We start from the raw sequence: 15,401 nt of genomic DNA on the forward strand, positions 1-15,401 counted from the left end.
GCCGAGGTCGTCCAGGCGCAGGTCGCAGCCCAGCAACAGTTCGCGTGCGTCCCGCCAGGCGTCGGACGCCACACCGAACCCGGTCGCGGCCAGCGCCAGCGAGCCGGGCACCACGTCGAAACCGGTTCCCGCCTGCGATTTCCGATCGGGCAGTTCAGCCACGATGACCTCCTCGTCGAAGTGCACCGGTTGGATGCGACAGCTCTCCACCCGGTTCCGGCGGAACCGGAAAAACGATCACCGGTGGCCGGATTCCGCAAAACCCCCACGCGGGTGGTGTCCGTTGCGTACAGTCCTCCAAATGCGCGCGTTGCTGGGGGTGGCTCTGCTGGCCATGACGTTGCTGACGGCCTGCCAGGACCACGATCCTGGGCCGAAGGAGCAGACCGCGCCCACTCCGGCGCGTGCGGACGAGCCCACCGCGCTGCAGTTCGCGCCGCGGGTGTGGCTCGCCGGCGACGAGCGGTTCACCCCGATGGACGCGACCGCCTACATCCGGCAGTCGGTGCTGCGGTACGAGCACGACGACTGCGCGGACGGCGAACCGGTGGCCGACCCGGTCGAGCCCGGCGCGCTCCGGGGCACCGTCTACAAGCACCAGAAGGACGCCGATCCGGCTGTGCCGTCCCCGGACAAGCCGCTGTTCCCGTGTGCCCGCCACTCGGGTGAGGAGGTCACGCCGGACTCCGACGGCGGGTTCTACCTGGACGCGCACGACGACGTCCAGCCCGACGACGCTCCCCCGCCGATGTACTGGGAGCACCACCGCGCCGACGACGAGCGCTCCGCGTACGTGTACTGGTTCTTCTACGGCCGCAACGAACTCCGCCCTGCCGGCACCCCGGTGGGCAACACGCACGAGGGCGACTGGGAGCGGGTCGCCGTCCAGCTGCGGAACGGCGAGCCGGTCGCGGTGACCTTCTTCGGCCACGGCGCCGAGCCGTGTTCGGTGCCGTGGACGGACCTGGACCACGACGACGGTCACCCGGTCGTGTACTCGGCCAAGGGGTCGCACGCGTCGTACCCGTCGAAGGGCTGGCACGTCTCCGGCGCCACCTTCGACTGGACCTCGCAGGGAGACCTGTGGCACACGCAACCGCGCGCGCTCGACGGCGAGCCGTGGTACGGCTACCGCGGCGCGTGGGGCGCGCAGTCGCTCGTGCCCGGCTTCTCCGGCCCGGCAGGCCCCTACCCGGGACGGCAACTCGCCGACGTGTTCACCGACCGCCGCTGCGCCATGCCCGCCCGGCTGCCGGACGGGTTCGCCGGGACTTGGGAGACCCGCGACCCGGTCGAGCAGTCCCCGGCGACCGGGCCCTACCACATGCGGGTGGTCCTCGGCGGCGACAGCAACCCGGTCGAATACCGCACGACCTGGACCGGCCCCGATCCGGACCTGGCCTGCCGCGGCATCCTCCGGCTGGTCGACGCGACCACGGAGTGGCTGCAGCTGCGCGAGACGATCCTGGACAAGGACGCGGGCAACTGCGTCACCGACGGCACGGTGACGCTCCACCGGGACGGCGAGTCGCTGAAGATGACCTACTCCGGCGGCGGCGTGACGGCATCGGCCACGCTGTACCGCAAGCAGGACGGCCCGCCACCGTCAGGGTCCTCGGCACCGCCGACGTCGTCGGCCCCGTCGGCGTCCGACGGCATCCGGCGTTACGAGGAGTTCCTGCACGCCGTGGGCCGTGAGGACCTCGCGGTGGCCTGCGAGATCGCCGGCCCGGCCGCGAAGCAGGCCGAGGACCAGGGTTTCGGGCCGTGCGAGCAGACCTTCCCGATCACGTTCCAGATGTTCTCGCCGGCACAGAAGCAGGCACTGCGCACCGCGACGGTCGACCGGGCCCGGGTCACCGAAACCGCCGGGCGGATCGAAATCCCGGCCGGCGCGGTGCGGGCGGGCACCCCGTTCACGGAGAGCGATCTCGGCGACGCGGTCCTCGAATACCGCGGCGGCCAGTGGTACGTCGTCGACTGAGTGGTGGACCGGTTCCGGCCACGGTTGCGCCCGCTCGCCCCGCGGCGCAAGGTGGAGGGCTACCGGCGGCGCCGCCGGGACGCCGCCTCGACCGGAGAGGGGGTGGAAGGCGTGTTCGCGCGTTCCACCACGGTGCAAGCTCACCAGGACACCATCGACGCCGGGATCGCCCACATGCGCGACGAGGTCATGCCGGAGCTGATGGAGATGCCCGGCTGTGTCGGGCTGTCGATGCTCGTCGACCGCGAGTCCGGGCGCTGCATCGCCACCACGTCGTGGGAGTCGATGGAGGCGATGCGGGACAGCGCGGACCGGGTGCGCCCGCTGCGCGACCACGCGGCGGAGGTGATGGGCGGCAACCGCGCCCAGGTCGACGAGTGGGAGATCGCGGTGCTGCACCGCACGCGGCCCGCGCCGGAAGGGGCTTGCTGCCGCGTCACCTGGACCCGCTTCGACCAGCTCGACCGCGCCATCGACACCTACCGCATGGGCCTGCTGCCCGAGCTGGAACGCCTCGACGGGTTCTGCAGCGCCAGCCTGATGATCGACCGCGAGGCCGGCATCGCGGTGTCCTCGGTGACCTACGACAGCCACGCGAACATGGCGAGCACCCGCAACCGCGCCGACGCGCTCCGCTCGCGCGGCGCGGAGGAGGCCGGCGTGGAGATCCTGGAGGTGGCCGAGTTCGAGCTGGCCCTGGCGCACCTGCGGGTCCCCGAAATGGCCTGAGCGCCGCCGGCCGGGGCCGGCCAGACCGGACCAGCGAGCCGGGGTGGGCCACCGGGCCCAGGCGGGCCACCGGGCCCGACCAGGCCACCAAGCGGGACCAGGCCACCGGGCCCAGGCGGGCGGCCGAGCCCGGCCAGGCCATCCGGCCAGGCCATCCGGCCAGACCAGCGGGCCGGGCCAGCGGGCCGGGCCAGGCTGGACCACCGGCCGGGGCCGACCACCGAGCCCGGCCAGGCCACCGAGCCCGACCAGCCACCGAGCCCGACCAGGCCACCAAGCGGGACCAGGCCACCGGGCCCAGGCGGGCCGCCGAGCCCGGCCAGGCCATCCGGCCAGACCATCCGGCCAGACCAGCGGGCCGGGCCAGCGGGCCGGGCCAGGCCGGACCACCGGCCGGGGCCGACCACCGAGCCCGGCCAGGCCACCGAGCCCGACCAGCCACCGAGCCCGACCAGGCCACCAAGCGGGACCAGGCCACCGGGCCCAGGCGGGCCGCCGAGCCCGGCCAGGCCATCCGGCCAGGCCATCCGGCCAGACCAGCGGGCCGGGCCAGCGGGCCGGGCCAGGCTGGACCACCGGCCGGGGCCGACCACCGAGCCCGGCCAGGCCACCGAGCCCGGCCAGGCCACCGGGCCCGGCCAGGCCACCGGGCCCGGCCAGGCCACCGGGCCCGGCCAGCCACCGGGCCGGGGCGCTCAGCCCCGGCCCGGTGCTCCGTCACCCGGGCGTCTTCACCGCCAGCACCGGCACGTCGGCGTTGAGCAGCAGGAACTGCGCGAGGCTGCCCAGCACGAGCTTGCCCACCGGGCTGCGCCGCTTCATGCCGATCACCAGCAGGTCCACCTCGTCGCGGTGGCGGTCCAACAGGCCGAGCACGTGCTGCCCCACTTCGACGTCCGGCTCCCGTTCGAGCACGGTCGTCTCGACGTCGGCGGGCACGTGCGAGGTGTCCAGCGGCGCCAGGCGCAGGTTGGCGGCCATCAGCCCGGTCCCGCGGCGGCGCGCCTCGGCGACCGCGGTGTCCAGCGCCAGCGTGCCCTCGTCCGAATCGGTCACCGCGACCAGCACCGCCATCAGACCGTCACCTGCCCGGTGTAGCGGGTACGCAGTTCCTTCTCCAGCGTCTCCAGCGACCGGCCGCGGGTCTCCGGCACGAACCTCGCCACGAACGTGATCGCTCCGACGCCGAGCGCGGCGAACAGGAAGAACGTGCCCGAGATGTGGATGGCCTCCACCAGCAGCGGGAACAGCAGCCCGACCGCGAAGTTGGTCAGCCACAGCACCAGCGCGCACAGCCCGAACCCGAACCCGCGCAACTTGAGCGGGAAGATCTCGGACAGCATCAGCCACGTCACCGGCGAGATCGACCCCTGCTGGAACGCCAGGAACGTCACCGTCAGGGTCAGCACGACGAACGCGCGCCCCGTCCCCTCCGGCAGCAGCAGCGAGAACAGCCCGATCAGCAGCAGCGCCGAGGTGGTGCCGATCTGCCCGGCGATCAGCATCGGCCTGCGGTTGACCCGTCCCAGCAGCCAGATCCCGACGAACGTGGCCAGCACCGAGATCACGCCGTTGGCGATGTTCGCGGTCAGTGCGCCGTTCGCGGAGAACCCGGCGTCGGTGAGGATCTGCGTGCCGTAGTACATGATCGAGTTGACGCCGGTGATCTGCTGGACGATCGCGATGCCGACCCCGGTGAGCACGAGCCGCCGGATCCACGGGGTCGCCAGGTCCGACCAGCCGCCGGTCTTGGCCTGCCGGTCCTGAAGCGCGAGCTGCCGCACCTCGGCCAGCTCGGCCTCCGCGCGCCGGGCCGAGCGGACCTCCTTGAGCACGGACAGCGCGTCGCCGAACCGCTCCCGGGAAGCCAGCCACCGCGGGCTCTCCGGCATGACCAGCATCCCGAACCACAGCACCACCGCGGGCAGCGTGGCCAGCACCAACATCCACCGCCACACACCACCGCTCTCGCCGAACGCGTTGCCGATGATCGCGTTGAACGTGAACGCGAGCAGCTGGCCGGTGACGATCATCAGTTCGTTCTGGGTCACCAGCCGCCCGCGCCGTTCGGCGGGCGAGACCTCGGCGAGGTAGGTCGGCACGGTCACCGAGGCCCCGCCGACGGCCAGGCCGAGCACGAACCGCGAAATCACCATGACCGTGGTGTCCGGGGCGAACGTGCAGCCCAGGGTGCCGACGAGGAAGATCACCGCCAGGGCCAGGATGGTGCGGCGGCGTCCACGGCGGTCGGACAACCGCCCGCCCAGCACCGCCCCGAGCGCCGCGCCCAGCAGCAGCGAACTCGTCACCAGCCCCTCGCTCAGGGCGGTGAGCCCGAGGTCGGCCTGCATGTAGGGCAGGGCGCCGTTGATCACGCCCGTGTCGTAGCCGAACAGCAGCCCCCCGAAGGTGGCGATCACGGTGATCAGGCGGAGCCGCCGCGTGTGCGGCCCCTTCTGGTCCTCGGGGAGGGTCTGCCCGGATGGTGCGTCGTCTTTGACGTGTGACATGAGGTTTTCTTCCTCTAGGCGGCCAGTTCCTTGGTAACCCGTTCGAGCATGAAAGTGGAGGATTCGACGGCGCGTTCCTCCCAGGCGAACACGCACACGGTCGCGACCCCGTCGAAACCGAGCTCGCGGAGCGTGCCGAAGAAGGCGTCCCAGTCGACCTCGCCCTGGCCGATGTCCAGGTGCTGGTGGATCCGCGCCGGGGTCCCCGGCGGGTTGAGGATGTAGCGCAGACCGGAGGACCCCTTGTGGTTGAAGGTGTCCGCGATGTGCACGTGCTGCAGCTTGTCGCCCGCGTAGCGCAGCATCCCGGCGATGTCGCCCGCGCCGTCGGAGAGGTGGAACGTGTGCGGGGCGCAGTACAGGTAGTTCACCCACGGCTTGTTGATGGCACGCACCAGATCCACCGCGGGGTCGTTCAGCTCGCAGAAGTCGTCCGGGTGCGCTTCGAGGTTGAGGGCGATGCCTTCGCGTTCGAAGACCGGCAGCAGCTCCTCCATGGACCGCCAGAACGCGGCCTCGCTCTCCGCGGCCTTCTCCGGGCGGCCGTTGAACTCGGAGTTCATCAGCGGGCAGCCCAGCTCGGCGGTCACCTCGATCATCCGCTTCCAGTAGCGGACCGCGGCCTGGCGCTCGGACTCGTCCGGGCTGGACCACTTGTACAGCGGAAGCACGCTGGCCAGCCGGACACCGGTCTCGGCCAGCACGCCCTTCAGCTCGGCGACCTTGTCGTCGTCGGCGCGCGGGTGCAGGAAGAAGGGCATGAAGTCCGCGCGCGGGGACAGTTCGATGTGGTCGTAGCCGATGTCGGCGACCGTGCGGACCATCTCGCGCATCGGCAGGTGACGCAGCATGTAGGGGTCGAGTGCGATCTTCACGTCAGCTCCCGTAGAGGTCAGGGCGGTCCTTGAGCCGCACGGACACCACGCGCTGGGTGTGCAGCGCCTCGGTGCCGGCGTCGGTGATCACCGCCGCGGCGTAGCCGTCCCAGGCGCTGGGGCCGGCGAGCCTGCCGTCGTCGATGGAGGCGATCCACTCGACGAACTCCCGGTCGAACGCGGCGCCGAAGCGGTCCTTCCAGTCCTGCAGCACGCCGGTGCGCTGGACGGCGCCGGTCTTGACGATCACGTCCGCCGGGTCGGGCAGCCGCACGGTGCCTGCCTCGCACACCGTCTCGCACTGGATGTCGTAGCCGAACTGGCAGTTCACGAACACCTCCAGGTCGACCCGGACGCCGCTCTCGGTTTCGAACAGCATGAACTGCGGGTCGGCCAGGTGCTCGAACCGGTTGGCGGTGCGGCGCGGCTGGATCACCTGGGCGGAGACGATCTCCTCCTCCAGCAGCCAGCGGATCGTGTCGATCTCGTGCACCGCGGTGTCCTGCACCGCCATCGCCGAGTGGTAGGCCTCGGGCACGGTGGGGTTGCGGTGCGCGCAGTGCATCATCAGCGGGTGGCCCAGCTGCCCGCCGTCGAGGAGCTGCTTCATGGCGCGGTAGCCGGCGTCGTAGCGGCGCATGAACCCCACCTGCACCAGCCGCCGTCCGAACGTCTGCTCGGCCTCGATGATGCGCAGGCAGTCCTCGGCGGTGGTGGCCAGCGGCTTCTCACAGAAGACGTACTTGCCCGCCTCGATCGCGGCCAGCACGTACTCGGCGTGCGTCGGGCCCCAGCTGGTGACCACGACCGCGTCGACCAGCGGGTCGGCGATCACGTCCTGCCCGGTGGGCAGGGCACGGGCGCCGATGCCGGAGGCGACCTCGGCCGCGCGGGCGCCGTCGACGTCGGTCACGGCCACCACGTCGGCGCCGGTGACCACGTCGGTCAGGCGGCGGATGTGGTCCTGGCCGATCATGCCGGTGCCGATGACTCCGATATGGACGGTCATGCGCGCTCTCCTCCGGGGCGGCGGGTGCCGGACAGGCCGCACGAGTTCAGGTACTCGCGGGTCCGCACCGCGATGGGCAGGGGCACCTCGGGGGCGCAGGGGTAGAGGTCCTGCTCGACGATGACGAAGACCTCGGCGTCCAGTTCGGACAGCGCGCCGATCACCTCGGCCGGGTTGGGCACCCCCGCCGGCGGTTCGACGCACACGCCGAGCTTGACGGCCTCGCCGAAGGACAGGTTCTCGGCGCGCACCCGGTCGAGGACAGCCGCGTCCATCTGCTTGATGTGGACGTATCCGATGCGCTCGCCGAAGCGGCGGATCAGGTCGACCGCGTCGCCACCGCCGTAGGCGACGTGTCCGGTGTCCAGGCACAGGTTGGCGTAGCGGGCGTCGCTTTCGTTGAGGTAGCGCTCGATCTCGGGCTGAGTCTGGATGTGGCTGTCCGCGTGCGGGTGCAGCACGAGCCGCACGTCGTAGGTTTCCAGCAGGATCCGGCCCAGCTCGTCGGCACGGCGGCCGAAGGAGGCCCACTGCTCGGCGGTCAGCTCGGGCGACTCGGTGTAGGCGCCGGTCTTCTCGTCGCGGTACATCGGCGGGATGTAGACGAGGTGGTGGGCGCCGGCGGCGGCGGTCAGCTCGGCGACCTTGCGGGTGGTGGCGAGCATGTCGTCCCAGTGGTCGGGCCGGTGCAGCGCGCCGAACGTGGTGCCGCCGGACACCTTCAGGCCGCGCTCCCCCAGCTCGTCGGCCAGCTGCCGCGGGTCGGTGGGCAGGTAGCCGAACGGGCCCAGCTCCAGCCATTCGTACCCGGCCTGGACGAGCTCGTCGAGGAACCGGGTGTGCGGGACCTGCTGCTCGTCCTGGGCGAACCAGACGCCCCACGAGTCGGGGGCGGAGCCGAGGCAGAGGTTGCCGATCACGGTGCGCGTCGTCGCGGTGGTCATGGTGCTCCTAGCTGGAGGTGGGGAAGTTGAATCCGGCTTCGGTGTGGGGCCAGCGGCTGGTGACGACCTTGGCGCGGGTGTAGAAGCGGACACCTTCGGGGCCGTGGATGGGGCTGTCGCCGATGAGGGAGTCCTTCCAGCCGCCGAAGCTGTAGTAGGACATCGGGACCGGGATGGGCACGTTGATGCCGATCATGCCGACCTTGACCTCGCGCTGGAACCGGCGCGCGGCCTCGCCGCTGCCGGTGAAGATGGCGGTGCCGTTGCCGTAGGGGTTGGCGTTGATCAGCGCGATCGCCTCGTCCACGGTGTCCACGCGCACGATCGCCAGGACCGGGCCGAAGATCTCCTCGCGGTAGGCGTCCATGTCGGTGGTGACGTGGTCCAGCAGCGACGGGCCGACGAAGAAGCCGCCCTCGTGGCCGGGGACGGTGAGGTTCCGGCCGTCGACGACGACGGTCGCGCCCTGCTCGGCGCCGCTGGCCACGGCGTTGACGACGCGTTCGCGGGCGGCCTGGGTGACCACCGGCCCCATGTCGTTGCCGATGTCGGAGCCGGGGCCGACCTTGACCTCCTTGGCCTTGCGCTCGAGGATCTCGACCAGCTGGTCGCCTGCCTCGCCGACGGCGACGCCGACCGAGATGGCCATGCAGCGCTGCCCGGCGGAGCCGAACGCGGCGGCGGTGAGGTGGTTGGCGGCGAACTCCAGGTCGGCGTCGGGCAGCACGACCGCGTGGTTCTTCGCCCCGCCCAGGGCCTGGACGCGCTTGCCGGACGCGGTGGCCCGCTCGTGCACGTACTTCGCGATCGGCGTGGACCCCACGAACGACACGGCGGCGATGTCCGGGTGGTCGAGGATCGCGTCCACCGCGACCTTGTCGCCGTGCACCACGTTGAACACGCCCTCCGGCAGCCCGGCCTCGGCGTACAGCTCGGCGACGAGGTTGGACGCCGAAGGGTCGCGTTCGGAGGGCTTGAGGACGAACGTGTTGCCGGTGGCGATGGCGATCGGGTGCATCCACAACGGCACCATGATCGGGAAGTTGAACGGGGTGATGCCGGCGACCACGCCGAGGGGCTGGCGGAAGCTGTGCACGTCGACGTCGCGGGAGACCTGGTCGGAGAAGCCGCCCTTGAGCGCGTCGGCGATCCCGCACGCGTACTCCACGACCTCGCGGCCGCGCACGATCTCGCCGCGGGCGTCGTCGATGACCTTGCCGTGCTCGGCGGAGATGGTCCGCGCCAGCTCGTCCTCGTGCTTCACCAGCAGCTCGCGGAAGGCGAACATGATCCGCACCCGCTGGCTGAGCGAGGAGTTGCCCCACGCCTCGAAGGCCTTGCCCGCCGCGGCGACCGCGGCGTCCACGTCGGCCGGTTCGGCGAGCAGCACCTGGGCCTGGATTTCGCCGGTGGCGGGGTTGTGGACGGGCGCGGTGCGGGTGGAGCCGGCCCGCGCGGGCGCGCCGTTGATCCAGTGTTCGATGGTGTTCACGCTGTTCCTCACAGGTAGTGCCGCTGTGCTCGTTTGGTGGCCGAGTAGGTTTCGTAGGCCTTGCGGGTGGACTCGAGTTCGGAGACCTCGCTGACCGGCACGTCCCACCACGCCGAGCCAGGCGGGTTGGGGCCGTACAGGTCGGTCTCCACGTGCACGACGGTGGTCGTGCTGTTCGCCTTGGCCTGGGCGATCGCCGCGGTGAATTCGTCCACTGTGGATGCGCGCAGGACGGTGGCGCCCAGGCTTTCGGCATTCGCGGCGAGGTCGACCGGCAGCACGGTGCCGTCCAGTTGCCCGGTGTCGTCGCTGCGGTAGCGGTACCGGGTGCCGAACCGCTGCGAGCCAAGGGACTCCGACAGCGCGCCGATGGAGGCGAAGCCGTGGTTCTGCACCAGGACGATGATCACCTTCAGCCCCTCGGAGACCATCGTGACGATCTCCTGGGCCATCATCAGGTACGAGCCGTCGCCCACCAGGACGACGACCTCCCGGTCCGGGGCGGCCATCTTCGTGCCGACCCCGGCGGCGACCTCGTAGCCCATACAGGAGAAGGCGTATTCGACGTTATACGCCTTCGGGTCGCGGGCGCGCCACAGCATCTGCAGGTCGCCGGGCATCGAGCCGGCCGCGTTGATCACCACGTCCCGGTCGTCCAAGGCGGCGTTGAGGGCGCCGAGGATCTCTGTCTGCGCGGGCAGCGGCTGGTGCCCGACGGTGAAGCAGGCGTCGGCCTTGCGGTTCCAGTCCTCGGCCAGCATCCGGGCGCGGGCGCGGTAGGCCTCGTCCACCTGCCAGTCACCCAGAGCCTCGTGCAGGGCGGTGATGCCGCGTTTGGCGTCGGCCAGGAGCATCTCGGCGGAATGCTTGGCGGCGTCCAGGCGGGCGACGTTCAGGTTGACGAACCTGACGTCCGGGTTTCCGAAGACGGTGTGGGAGGCGGTGGTGAAGTCGCTGTAGCGGGTGCCGATGCCGAGCACCACGTCCGCCTCCGCGCCCAGCGCGTTCGCGGCAGTGGTACCGGTGGACCCGATGCCGCCGACCGCACACGGGTGGTCCCACGGGATGGCGCCCTTGCCGGCGTGAGTGTCGGCGACCGGGATGCCGGTGGCCTCGGCGAAGACGCGGAGTTCGTGTTCGGCTTCTGAGTAGACCACTCCCCCGCCCGCGACGATCAGCGGCGCCTTCGCCGACCGCAGCAGCGCCACGGCCCGTCGCAGGGCGTCGGTTTCCGGCACGGGACGGCCGACGTGCCACACCCGGCGGCGGAAGAACTCCTCCGGCCAGTCGAACGCCTCGGCCTGGACATCCTGCGGCAGGCACAACGTCACCGCGCCGGTCTCGACCGGATCGGTGAGCACCCGCATCGCCGCCAGCGCGGCGGGGATGAGCTGCTCGGGGCGGGTGATGCGGTCGAAGTACTTCGACACCGGGCGGAACGCATCGTTCACCGTCACGTCCCCGCCGCGGGTGTCCTCCAGCTGCTGCAACGCCGGGTCCGGGTAACGGGTGGCGAACATGTCGGAGGGCAGCAGCAGCACCGGCAGCCGGTTGGTGGTGGCCAGCGCGGCGCCGGTGATCATGTTCGTCGAGCCCGGCCCGGTGGAGGCGGTGCAGGCGAAGGTCTGCAGCCGGTTGCGCATCTTGGCGAACGCCGCGGCCGCGTGCACCTGTCCCTGCTCGTTGCGGGCCAGGTAATAAGGCATCTCGTCGGCGTGCTGCAGCAGCGCCTGCCCGATCCCGGCCACGTTGCCGTGCCCGAAGATGCCCCACGTGCCGGGGATCAGGCGCTGTTCGACGCCGTCGCGCTCGGAGTACTGGCCGGCCAGGAACTTCACGAGCGCCTGCGCGGTGGTCAGTCTCATGGCTTGCTCCCGAACGGCAGGCGCGGATCGACGTCCGCGGACTCCCAGGTCTGGCGGACCCACCCGTGGGCGGGGTCGTCACAGATCAGCCAGGCCCGCTCCGGCCCGGGGCCGGCCATCACGTTGAGGTAGTAGAGGTCGTAGCCGGGCGCGGCCATCGACGGGCCGTGCCAGCCGTGCGGGATCAGCACCGCGTCACCGGACCGCACCTCGGCCAGCACGTCGGAGGACCCGTACACCCGCTGGTAGCCCATGCCACCGCCGGCCACCTCGAAGTAGTAGATCTCCTCCAGCACGCTCTCGCCGTCACGGGCCTCGTCGTGCTTGTGCGGCGGGTACGACGACCAGTTCCCGCCCGGCGTCAGCACCTCGCACACCAGCAGCTGGTCGGCCTCGAAGGTGTGCGGCAGGCAGTAGTTGTTCACCTGGCGCGAGCAGTTGCCCGCGCCACGCAGCTCCACCGGGGTCGCGCTCGCCGGCTGGTACCGTGCCGGGAGCCTCTTCCCGGTCCTCGCCGCAGGCAGTGCGAACCGGCCGCTCCCGGTAATCGTGACCTCGGCGTCCCTGGGCAGGTAGACGAAATCGGTCACGGCGTCGAACACTCCGGGCCGGCCGCGCAGGGTGAAGGTCTCCCCCGCCACCTCGACCGTGCAGCCTCCCGACAGCGGCAGCACCAGCGCCTCGCTGTCTCCCGTGGACAGACGGTGGGTGCCGTCCAGATCGAGCACCCGCAAGCCGGAGTGGTTCCAGCCCGCCGTCTCCGGAGTGACCACCACGTCGAACGGGGCCTCGGCGGTGCTGCCCGCCTCGCGATACAGCTTCACAGCAGCCCCACCGCCGTGTCCACTGCCTTGGCGACGTCGCCGTCGTGCGGGTAGAGCAGCGACCGCCCCACCACGAGCCCTTGCACGGTCGGCAGTGCGAGCGCCTGCTGCCAGGAAGCGAACGCCGCGTCCGGGTCCTTGACCTCACCACCGAGCAGGACCGCAGGCAGCGTCGCCGACGCCATCACCCGCTCCATCTCGGCCACCACCGGCAGCTTCAGCCACGTGTAGGCCGACGTCCGGCCCAGCCCGGAGGCGATCGTGATGGACTTGATCACCGCCTCCGGCGACAGGTCGTTGCGCAGCTTCCCGTCCACCCACTCGGACAGGAACGGCTCGACCATCGCGATCAGCTTGCGGTCGGCCAGCTCGTTCACCGCCCGGGCCGTGTTCTCCAGAACGGCCGGCGTGGCCGGGTCGGACAGGCAGATCCGGGTGAGGGTCTTGCCGCCGTCGAACCGCATCCGGTCGATCGAGGCGGCGTCGTAGCAGGCGAATCGGTCGTCGATCTCGAAGGACGACCCGGCCAGGCCGGTGCGGTTCATCGACCCGATCACCGTCTTGCCGTCCAGCACGCCCAGCAGCAGCAGATCCTCCAGGACGTCCGCCGTCGCCAGGACGCCGGTGACACCGGGCCGCTCCAGCGCGAGGCAGAGCCGGTCCAGCAGCTCACCCCGGTCGGCCATCGCCAGCGGGTCCCCGCCGACGGCGTTCGCGCCGCGAGCCGGGTGGTCCGCGGCGATGATCATCGTCCGGCCCATGTCGTTGAACGGCGACTTCGCGCGCACCCGCCGCGCCGCGGCCTCGGCGATCGCCTCCGGGTCGCGCACCCGCTTGGCCACGATCCGCCGCACTGTCTCAGACACTCTGTGTTTCTCCCAGCTCGTGAAGTACCTGGTCTTCGGTCGGCATGGCGTCCGAACAGGACAGTTCACCGGCCACGTGCGCCCCGGCGGCGTTGGCGAAGCGCATGATCCGCCTGGTGTCCCAGCCGGACAGCAGCCCGTGGCACAGCGCCCCGCCGAACGCGTCGCCCGCGCCGAGGCCGTTGACCACCTCCACGGGCACCGGCGGGACCTCGATCTCCCCGTCGTCGTCCACCGCCAGCACGCCCTTCGGGCCCTGCTTCACCACCGCCAGCGAAACGCCCTTGTCCCGCAACGCTTTCGCCGCTTCCCGCGGGTCGCGGGTGCAGACCGCGGTGTCGCACTCGTCGAGGTTGCCGACGGCGACGGTCACGTGGCGCAGGGCCTGACTCACCCACTCGCGGGCCTGCTCCCGGGACTCCCAGAACATCGGCCGGTAGTCCAGGTCCAGCACCGTGATGCCGCTGCCGCCACGGGCCTCCAGCGCGGCCAGCGTCGCGGAACGGCTGGGCTCCTGCGACAGGCCGGTCACGGTGACCCAGAAGATCTTCGCCGCGCGGATCGCGTCGAAATCCAGCTCGCCGGGGGCGATGTCCAGATCGGGGGCCTTCGGGAAGCGGTAGAAGTACAACGGGAAATCGTCCGGCGGGAAGATCTCGCAGAACGTCACCGGGGTCGGCAGGTGCTCCGACGTGCCGACGAAACGGTCGTCCACACCGTAACCGGCCAGCGCCCGGTGCAGGAACCGGCCGAACGGGTCGGCACCGGTCTTGGTGACGACAGCCGACCGGCGCCCGTACCGCGCGGCGGCGACCGCGACGTTGGTCGCGCTGCCACCCAGGTACTTGCCGAACGACGTGACGTCCTCCAGGCCCGTGCCCGTCTGCAGTGGATAGATGTCCACGCCGATGCGGCCCATGGTGACGACGTCGAAGGTCACCCGGACACCTCCTTGTGTGTGGCCTGCGGGGAGCGGTTAGCGCGCGCTATTAGCGCGCTCTAGTACCCGGTACTATGAAGACAGCCGAGAGTGGTGTCAAGAGCCGCGGAGGAAATGGATGAGCGCAGACGCCGGGGACGAGCCCGGCAAGCAGAGGCGCGGAAGGCGCCCGACCATGGGTGACGTGGCCCAACGGGTCGGGGTGTCCCGTGCGCTGGTGTCGCTGGTGTTCCGCAACGAACGCGGGCCGAGCGAGGAGACCCGGCAGCGGGTGTTCGCCGCGGCGCGCGAGCTGGGTTACCGGCCGGACAGCGCGGCGCAGATGCTCGCCAGGTCCCGCAGCAAGGTGCTCGGCGTGATGTTCACGGCGCGCAACCCCTTCCACAACGACCTGATCGAGGGCGTGTACCCGGTGGCCGAGGAGCTGGGTTACGACATCCTGCTGTCGGCGACCGCGCCCAGCCGGGCCGAGCAGGCCGCGGTCGAGGCGCTGCTCAGCCACCGGTGCGAGGGGCTGGTGCTGCTCGGCCCGAACCTGGAGCCGGGGTACGTGCGGGACCTCGCGACGCGCATCCCGACCGCCGTGGTGGGCCGCCGGTTCAGCGGGGCCGAGGTGGACGCGGTGCACGCGGCGGAGGCCCAGGGCGTCCGCCAGATCATCGACTACCTGGTGGAGCTGGGGCACAAGTCGATCGCGCACATCGACGGCGGGGACGGCCCCGGTTCCGCGGACCGGCGCCGCGCCTACAAGGCCGCGCTGCGGCGGCACGGGCTCGCCGAGCACATCACGGTGCTGCCCGGCGACCAGACGGAGGAGTCCGGCGCGGCGGCGGCGCGCACCCTGCTGGCCGACCGGGCGTCCATGCCGACCGCGGTGTTCGCCGGCAACGACCGGTGCGCGGTGGGTTTCCTGGACACCGTGTGGCGCGCCGGGCTGGACGTGCCGGGCGACATCTCGGTGGTGGGTTTCGACGACAGCCCGCTGGCGCAGCTGTCGCACATCGACCTGACGACGGTGGCGCAGGCGCCGGAACGGCAGGCCGAGCTGGCGGTCCGCGCGGTGGTCAGCCGCCTGGACGACCCCGCGCGGGAGCCCGCGCACCTGGTCATCCAGCCGAAGCTGGTGGTCCGCGGCACGACGGGCAGTCCGCGCGCCTGAGCCGGACCGCCCTCCCCCAGGAGGCGTCGCACCGGCATGCGGGACGCGGCGGGGCGCACCGGCACGCCACGGGGGGCATGCCGGGCGACCAGCCCTCGCCGAGGCCGGCGGACACGCACGCCCTGTCCGCGAGTTCGCCAACGCACGCACCCGGCCAACCCGCCTGCCCCCCGACCGCACCTCCCTTTGGGAGGCGCCTACCCC

13 protein-coding genes are annotated in these 15,401 nt (G+C 71.5%); 3 read left to right on the forward strand and 10 right to left on the reverse strand.

Annotation, left to right across the window (positions count from 1 at the left end; translation table 11 throughout):
• Nucleotides 1–301: 301 nt before the first annotated feature.
• Both ACCP09_RS36850 and ACCP09_RS36855 read left to right on the forward strand, forming a co-directional pair.
• A complete protein-coding gene (locus ACCP09_RS36850; protein ID WP_433753550.1) occupies nt 302–1,984 on the forward strand; it encodes a Vps62-related protein in 1,683 nt (560 codons plus the stop codon).
• The gene (locus tag ACCP09_RS36855) at nt 1,985–2,713 is read left to right on the forward strand and encodes a hypothetical protein (protein WP_228684657.1); all 729 of its coding nucleotides are present in this window, start codon (nt 1,985–1,987) and stop codon (nt 2,711–2,713) included.
• Between the two features lie 717 nt (nt 2,714–3,430).
• Here ACCP09_RS36855 and ACCP09_RS36860 read toward each other — a convergent pair.
• Genes ACCP09_RS36860 through iolC form a run of 10 tightly spaced genes read right to left on the reverse strand, consistent with a single transcriptional unit; the run spans nt 3,431 to nt 14,038 of the window.
• Nucleotides 3,431–3,787, reverse strand: coding sequence for a universal stress protein (locus tag ACCP09_RS36860; RefSeq protein ID WP_123687617.1), 357 nt, complete (start codon nt 3,785–3,787; stop codon nt 3,431–3,433).
• Entirely contained in the window at nt 3,787–5,223 is a 1,437-nt protein-coding gene (locus ACCP09_RS36865) for a sugar porter family MFS transporter (RefSeq protein ID WP_378331900.1), read from the reverse strand. The genes ACCP09_RS36860 and ACCP09_RS36865 overlap by 1 nt, the downstream gene beginning before the upstream one ends.
• A gap of 14 nt (nt 5,224–5,237) precedes the next feature.
• Nucleotides 5,238–6,098 (reverse strand): sugar phosphate isomerase/epimerase family protein, encoded by an 861-nt coding sequence (locus ACCP09_RS36870; protein WP_431905896.1) that lies wholly within the window; start codon nt 6,096–6,098, stop codon nt 5,238–5,240.
• 1 nt (nt 6,099) lies between these two features.
• Nucleotides 6,100–7,107 carry a Gfo/Idh/MocA family protein gene (locus tag ACCP09_RS36875; protein WP_433753554.1) on the reverse strand — a complete coding sequence of 336 codons (1,008 nt, stop codon included), beginning with the start codon at nt 7,105–7,107 and terminating at the stop codon, nt 6,100–6,102.
• The gene (locus ACCP09_RS36880; RefSeq protein WP_433753555.1) at nt 7,104–8,051 is read right to left on the reverse strand and encodes a TIM barrel protein; all 948 of its coding nucleotides are present in this window, start codon (nt 8,049–8,051) and stop codon (nt 7,104–7,106) included. Before ACCP09_RS36880 ends, ACCP09_RS36875 begins: the two co-directional genes overlap by 4 nt.
• Nucleotides 8,052–8,058: 7 nt before the next feature.
• Nucleotides 8,059–9,543, reverse strand: a complete 1,485-nt coding sequence (locus ACCP09_RS36885; RefSeq protein WP_433753557.1) for a CoA-acylating methylmalonate-semialdehyde dehydrogenase — start codon at nt 9,541–9,543, stop codon at nt 8,059–8,061.
• A gap of 8 nt (nt 9,544–9,551) precedes the next feature.
• On the reverse strand, nt 9,552–11,408 hold the full coding sequence (gene iolD, locus ACCP09_RS36890; RefSeq protein WP_433753559.1) for a 3D-(3,5/4)-trihydroxycyclohexane-1,2-dione acylhydrolase (decyclizing): 1,857 nt from the start codon (nt 11,406–11,408) through the stop codon (nt 9,552–9,554).
• Nucleotides 11,405–12,232 (reverse strand): 5-deoxy-glucuronate isomerase, encoded by an 828-nt coding sequence (iolB, locus tag ACCP09_RS36895; protein ID WP_433753561.1) that lies wholly within the window; start codon nt 12,230–12,232, stop codon nt 11,405–11,407. The genes iolD and iolB overlap by 4 nt, the downstream gene beginning before the upstream one ends.
• Nucleotides 12,229–13,098: a Cgl0159 family (beta/alpha)8-fold protein gene (locus ACCP09_RS36900; RefSeq protein WP_433753563.1), complete on the reverse strand. Its 870-nt coding sequence runs from the start codon at nt 13,096–13,098 to the stop codon at nt 12,229–12,231. The genes iolB and ACCP09_RS36900 overlap by 4 nt, the downstream gene beginning before the upstream one ends.
• Nucleotides 13,091–14,038, reverse strand: a complete 948-nt coding sequence (gene iolC / locus ACCP09_RS36905; RefSeq protein WP_433753565.1) for a 5-dehydro-2-deoxygluconokinase — start codon at nt 14,036–14,038, stop codon at nt 13,091–13,093. The genes ACCP09_RS36900 and iolC overlap by 8 nt, the downstream gene beginning before the upstream one ends.
• Nucleotides 14,039–14,213: 175 nt before the next feature.
• Between iolC and ACCP09_RS36910 the strand changes: the two genes are divergently transcribed.
• On the forward strand, nt 14,214–15,197 hold the full coding sequence (locus ACCP09_RS36910) for a LacI family DNA-binding transcriptional regulator (protein ID WP_433753567.1): 984 nt from the start codon (nt 14,214–14,216) through the stop codon (nt 15,195–15,197).
• The last annotated feature ends 204 nt before the right edge of the window (nt 15,198–15,401 follow it).

It is taken from the genome of Amycolatopsis sp. 3B14 (assembly GCF_050958625.1).
Lineage (GTDB): Bacteria > Actinomycetota > Actinomycetes > Mycobacteriales > Pseudonocardiaceae > Amycolatopsis_E > Amycolatopsis_E thermoflava.

Excerpts from the sequence above, each read along its gene's own strand:
- ACCP09_RS36850 (WP_433753550.1), top strand. The coding sequence starts at position 302 with ATGCGCGCGTTGCTGGGGGTGGCTCTGCTGGCCATGACGTTGCTGACG.
- ACCP09_RS36860 (WP_123687617.1), bottom strand. The coding sequence starts at position 3,787 with ATGGCGGTGCTGGTCGCGGTGACCGATTCGGACGAGGGCACGCTGGCG.
- ACCP09_RS36865 (WP_378331900.1), bottom strand. The coding sequence starts at position 5,223 with ATGTCACACGTCAAAGACGACGCACCATCCGGGCAGACCCTCCCCGAG.
- ACCP09_RS36875 (WP_433753554.1), bottom strand. The coding sequence starts at position 7,107 with ATGACCGTCCATATCGGAGTCATCGGCACCGGCATGATCGGCCAGGAC.
- ACCP09_RS36880 (WP_433753555.1), bottom strand. The coding sequence starts at position 8,051 with ATGACCACCGCGACGACGCGCACCGTGATCGGCAACCTCTGCCTCGGC.
- iolD (WP_433753559.1), bottom strand. The coding sequence starts at position 11,408 with ATGAGACTGACCACCGCGCAGGCGCTCGTGAAGTTCCTGGCCGGCCAG.
- ACCP09_RS36910 (WP_433753567.1), top strand. The coding sequence starts at position 14,214 with ATGGGTGACGTGGCCCAACGGGTCGGGGTGTCCCGTGCGCTGGTGTCG.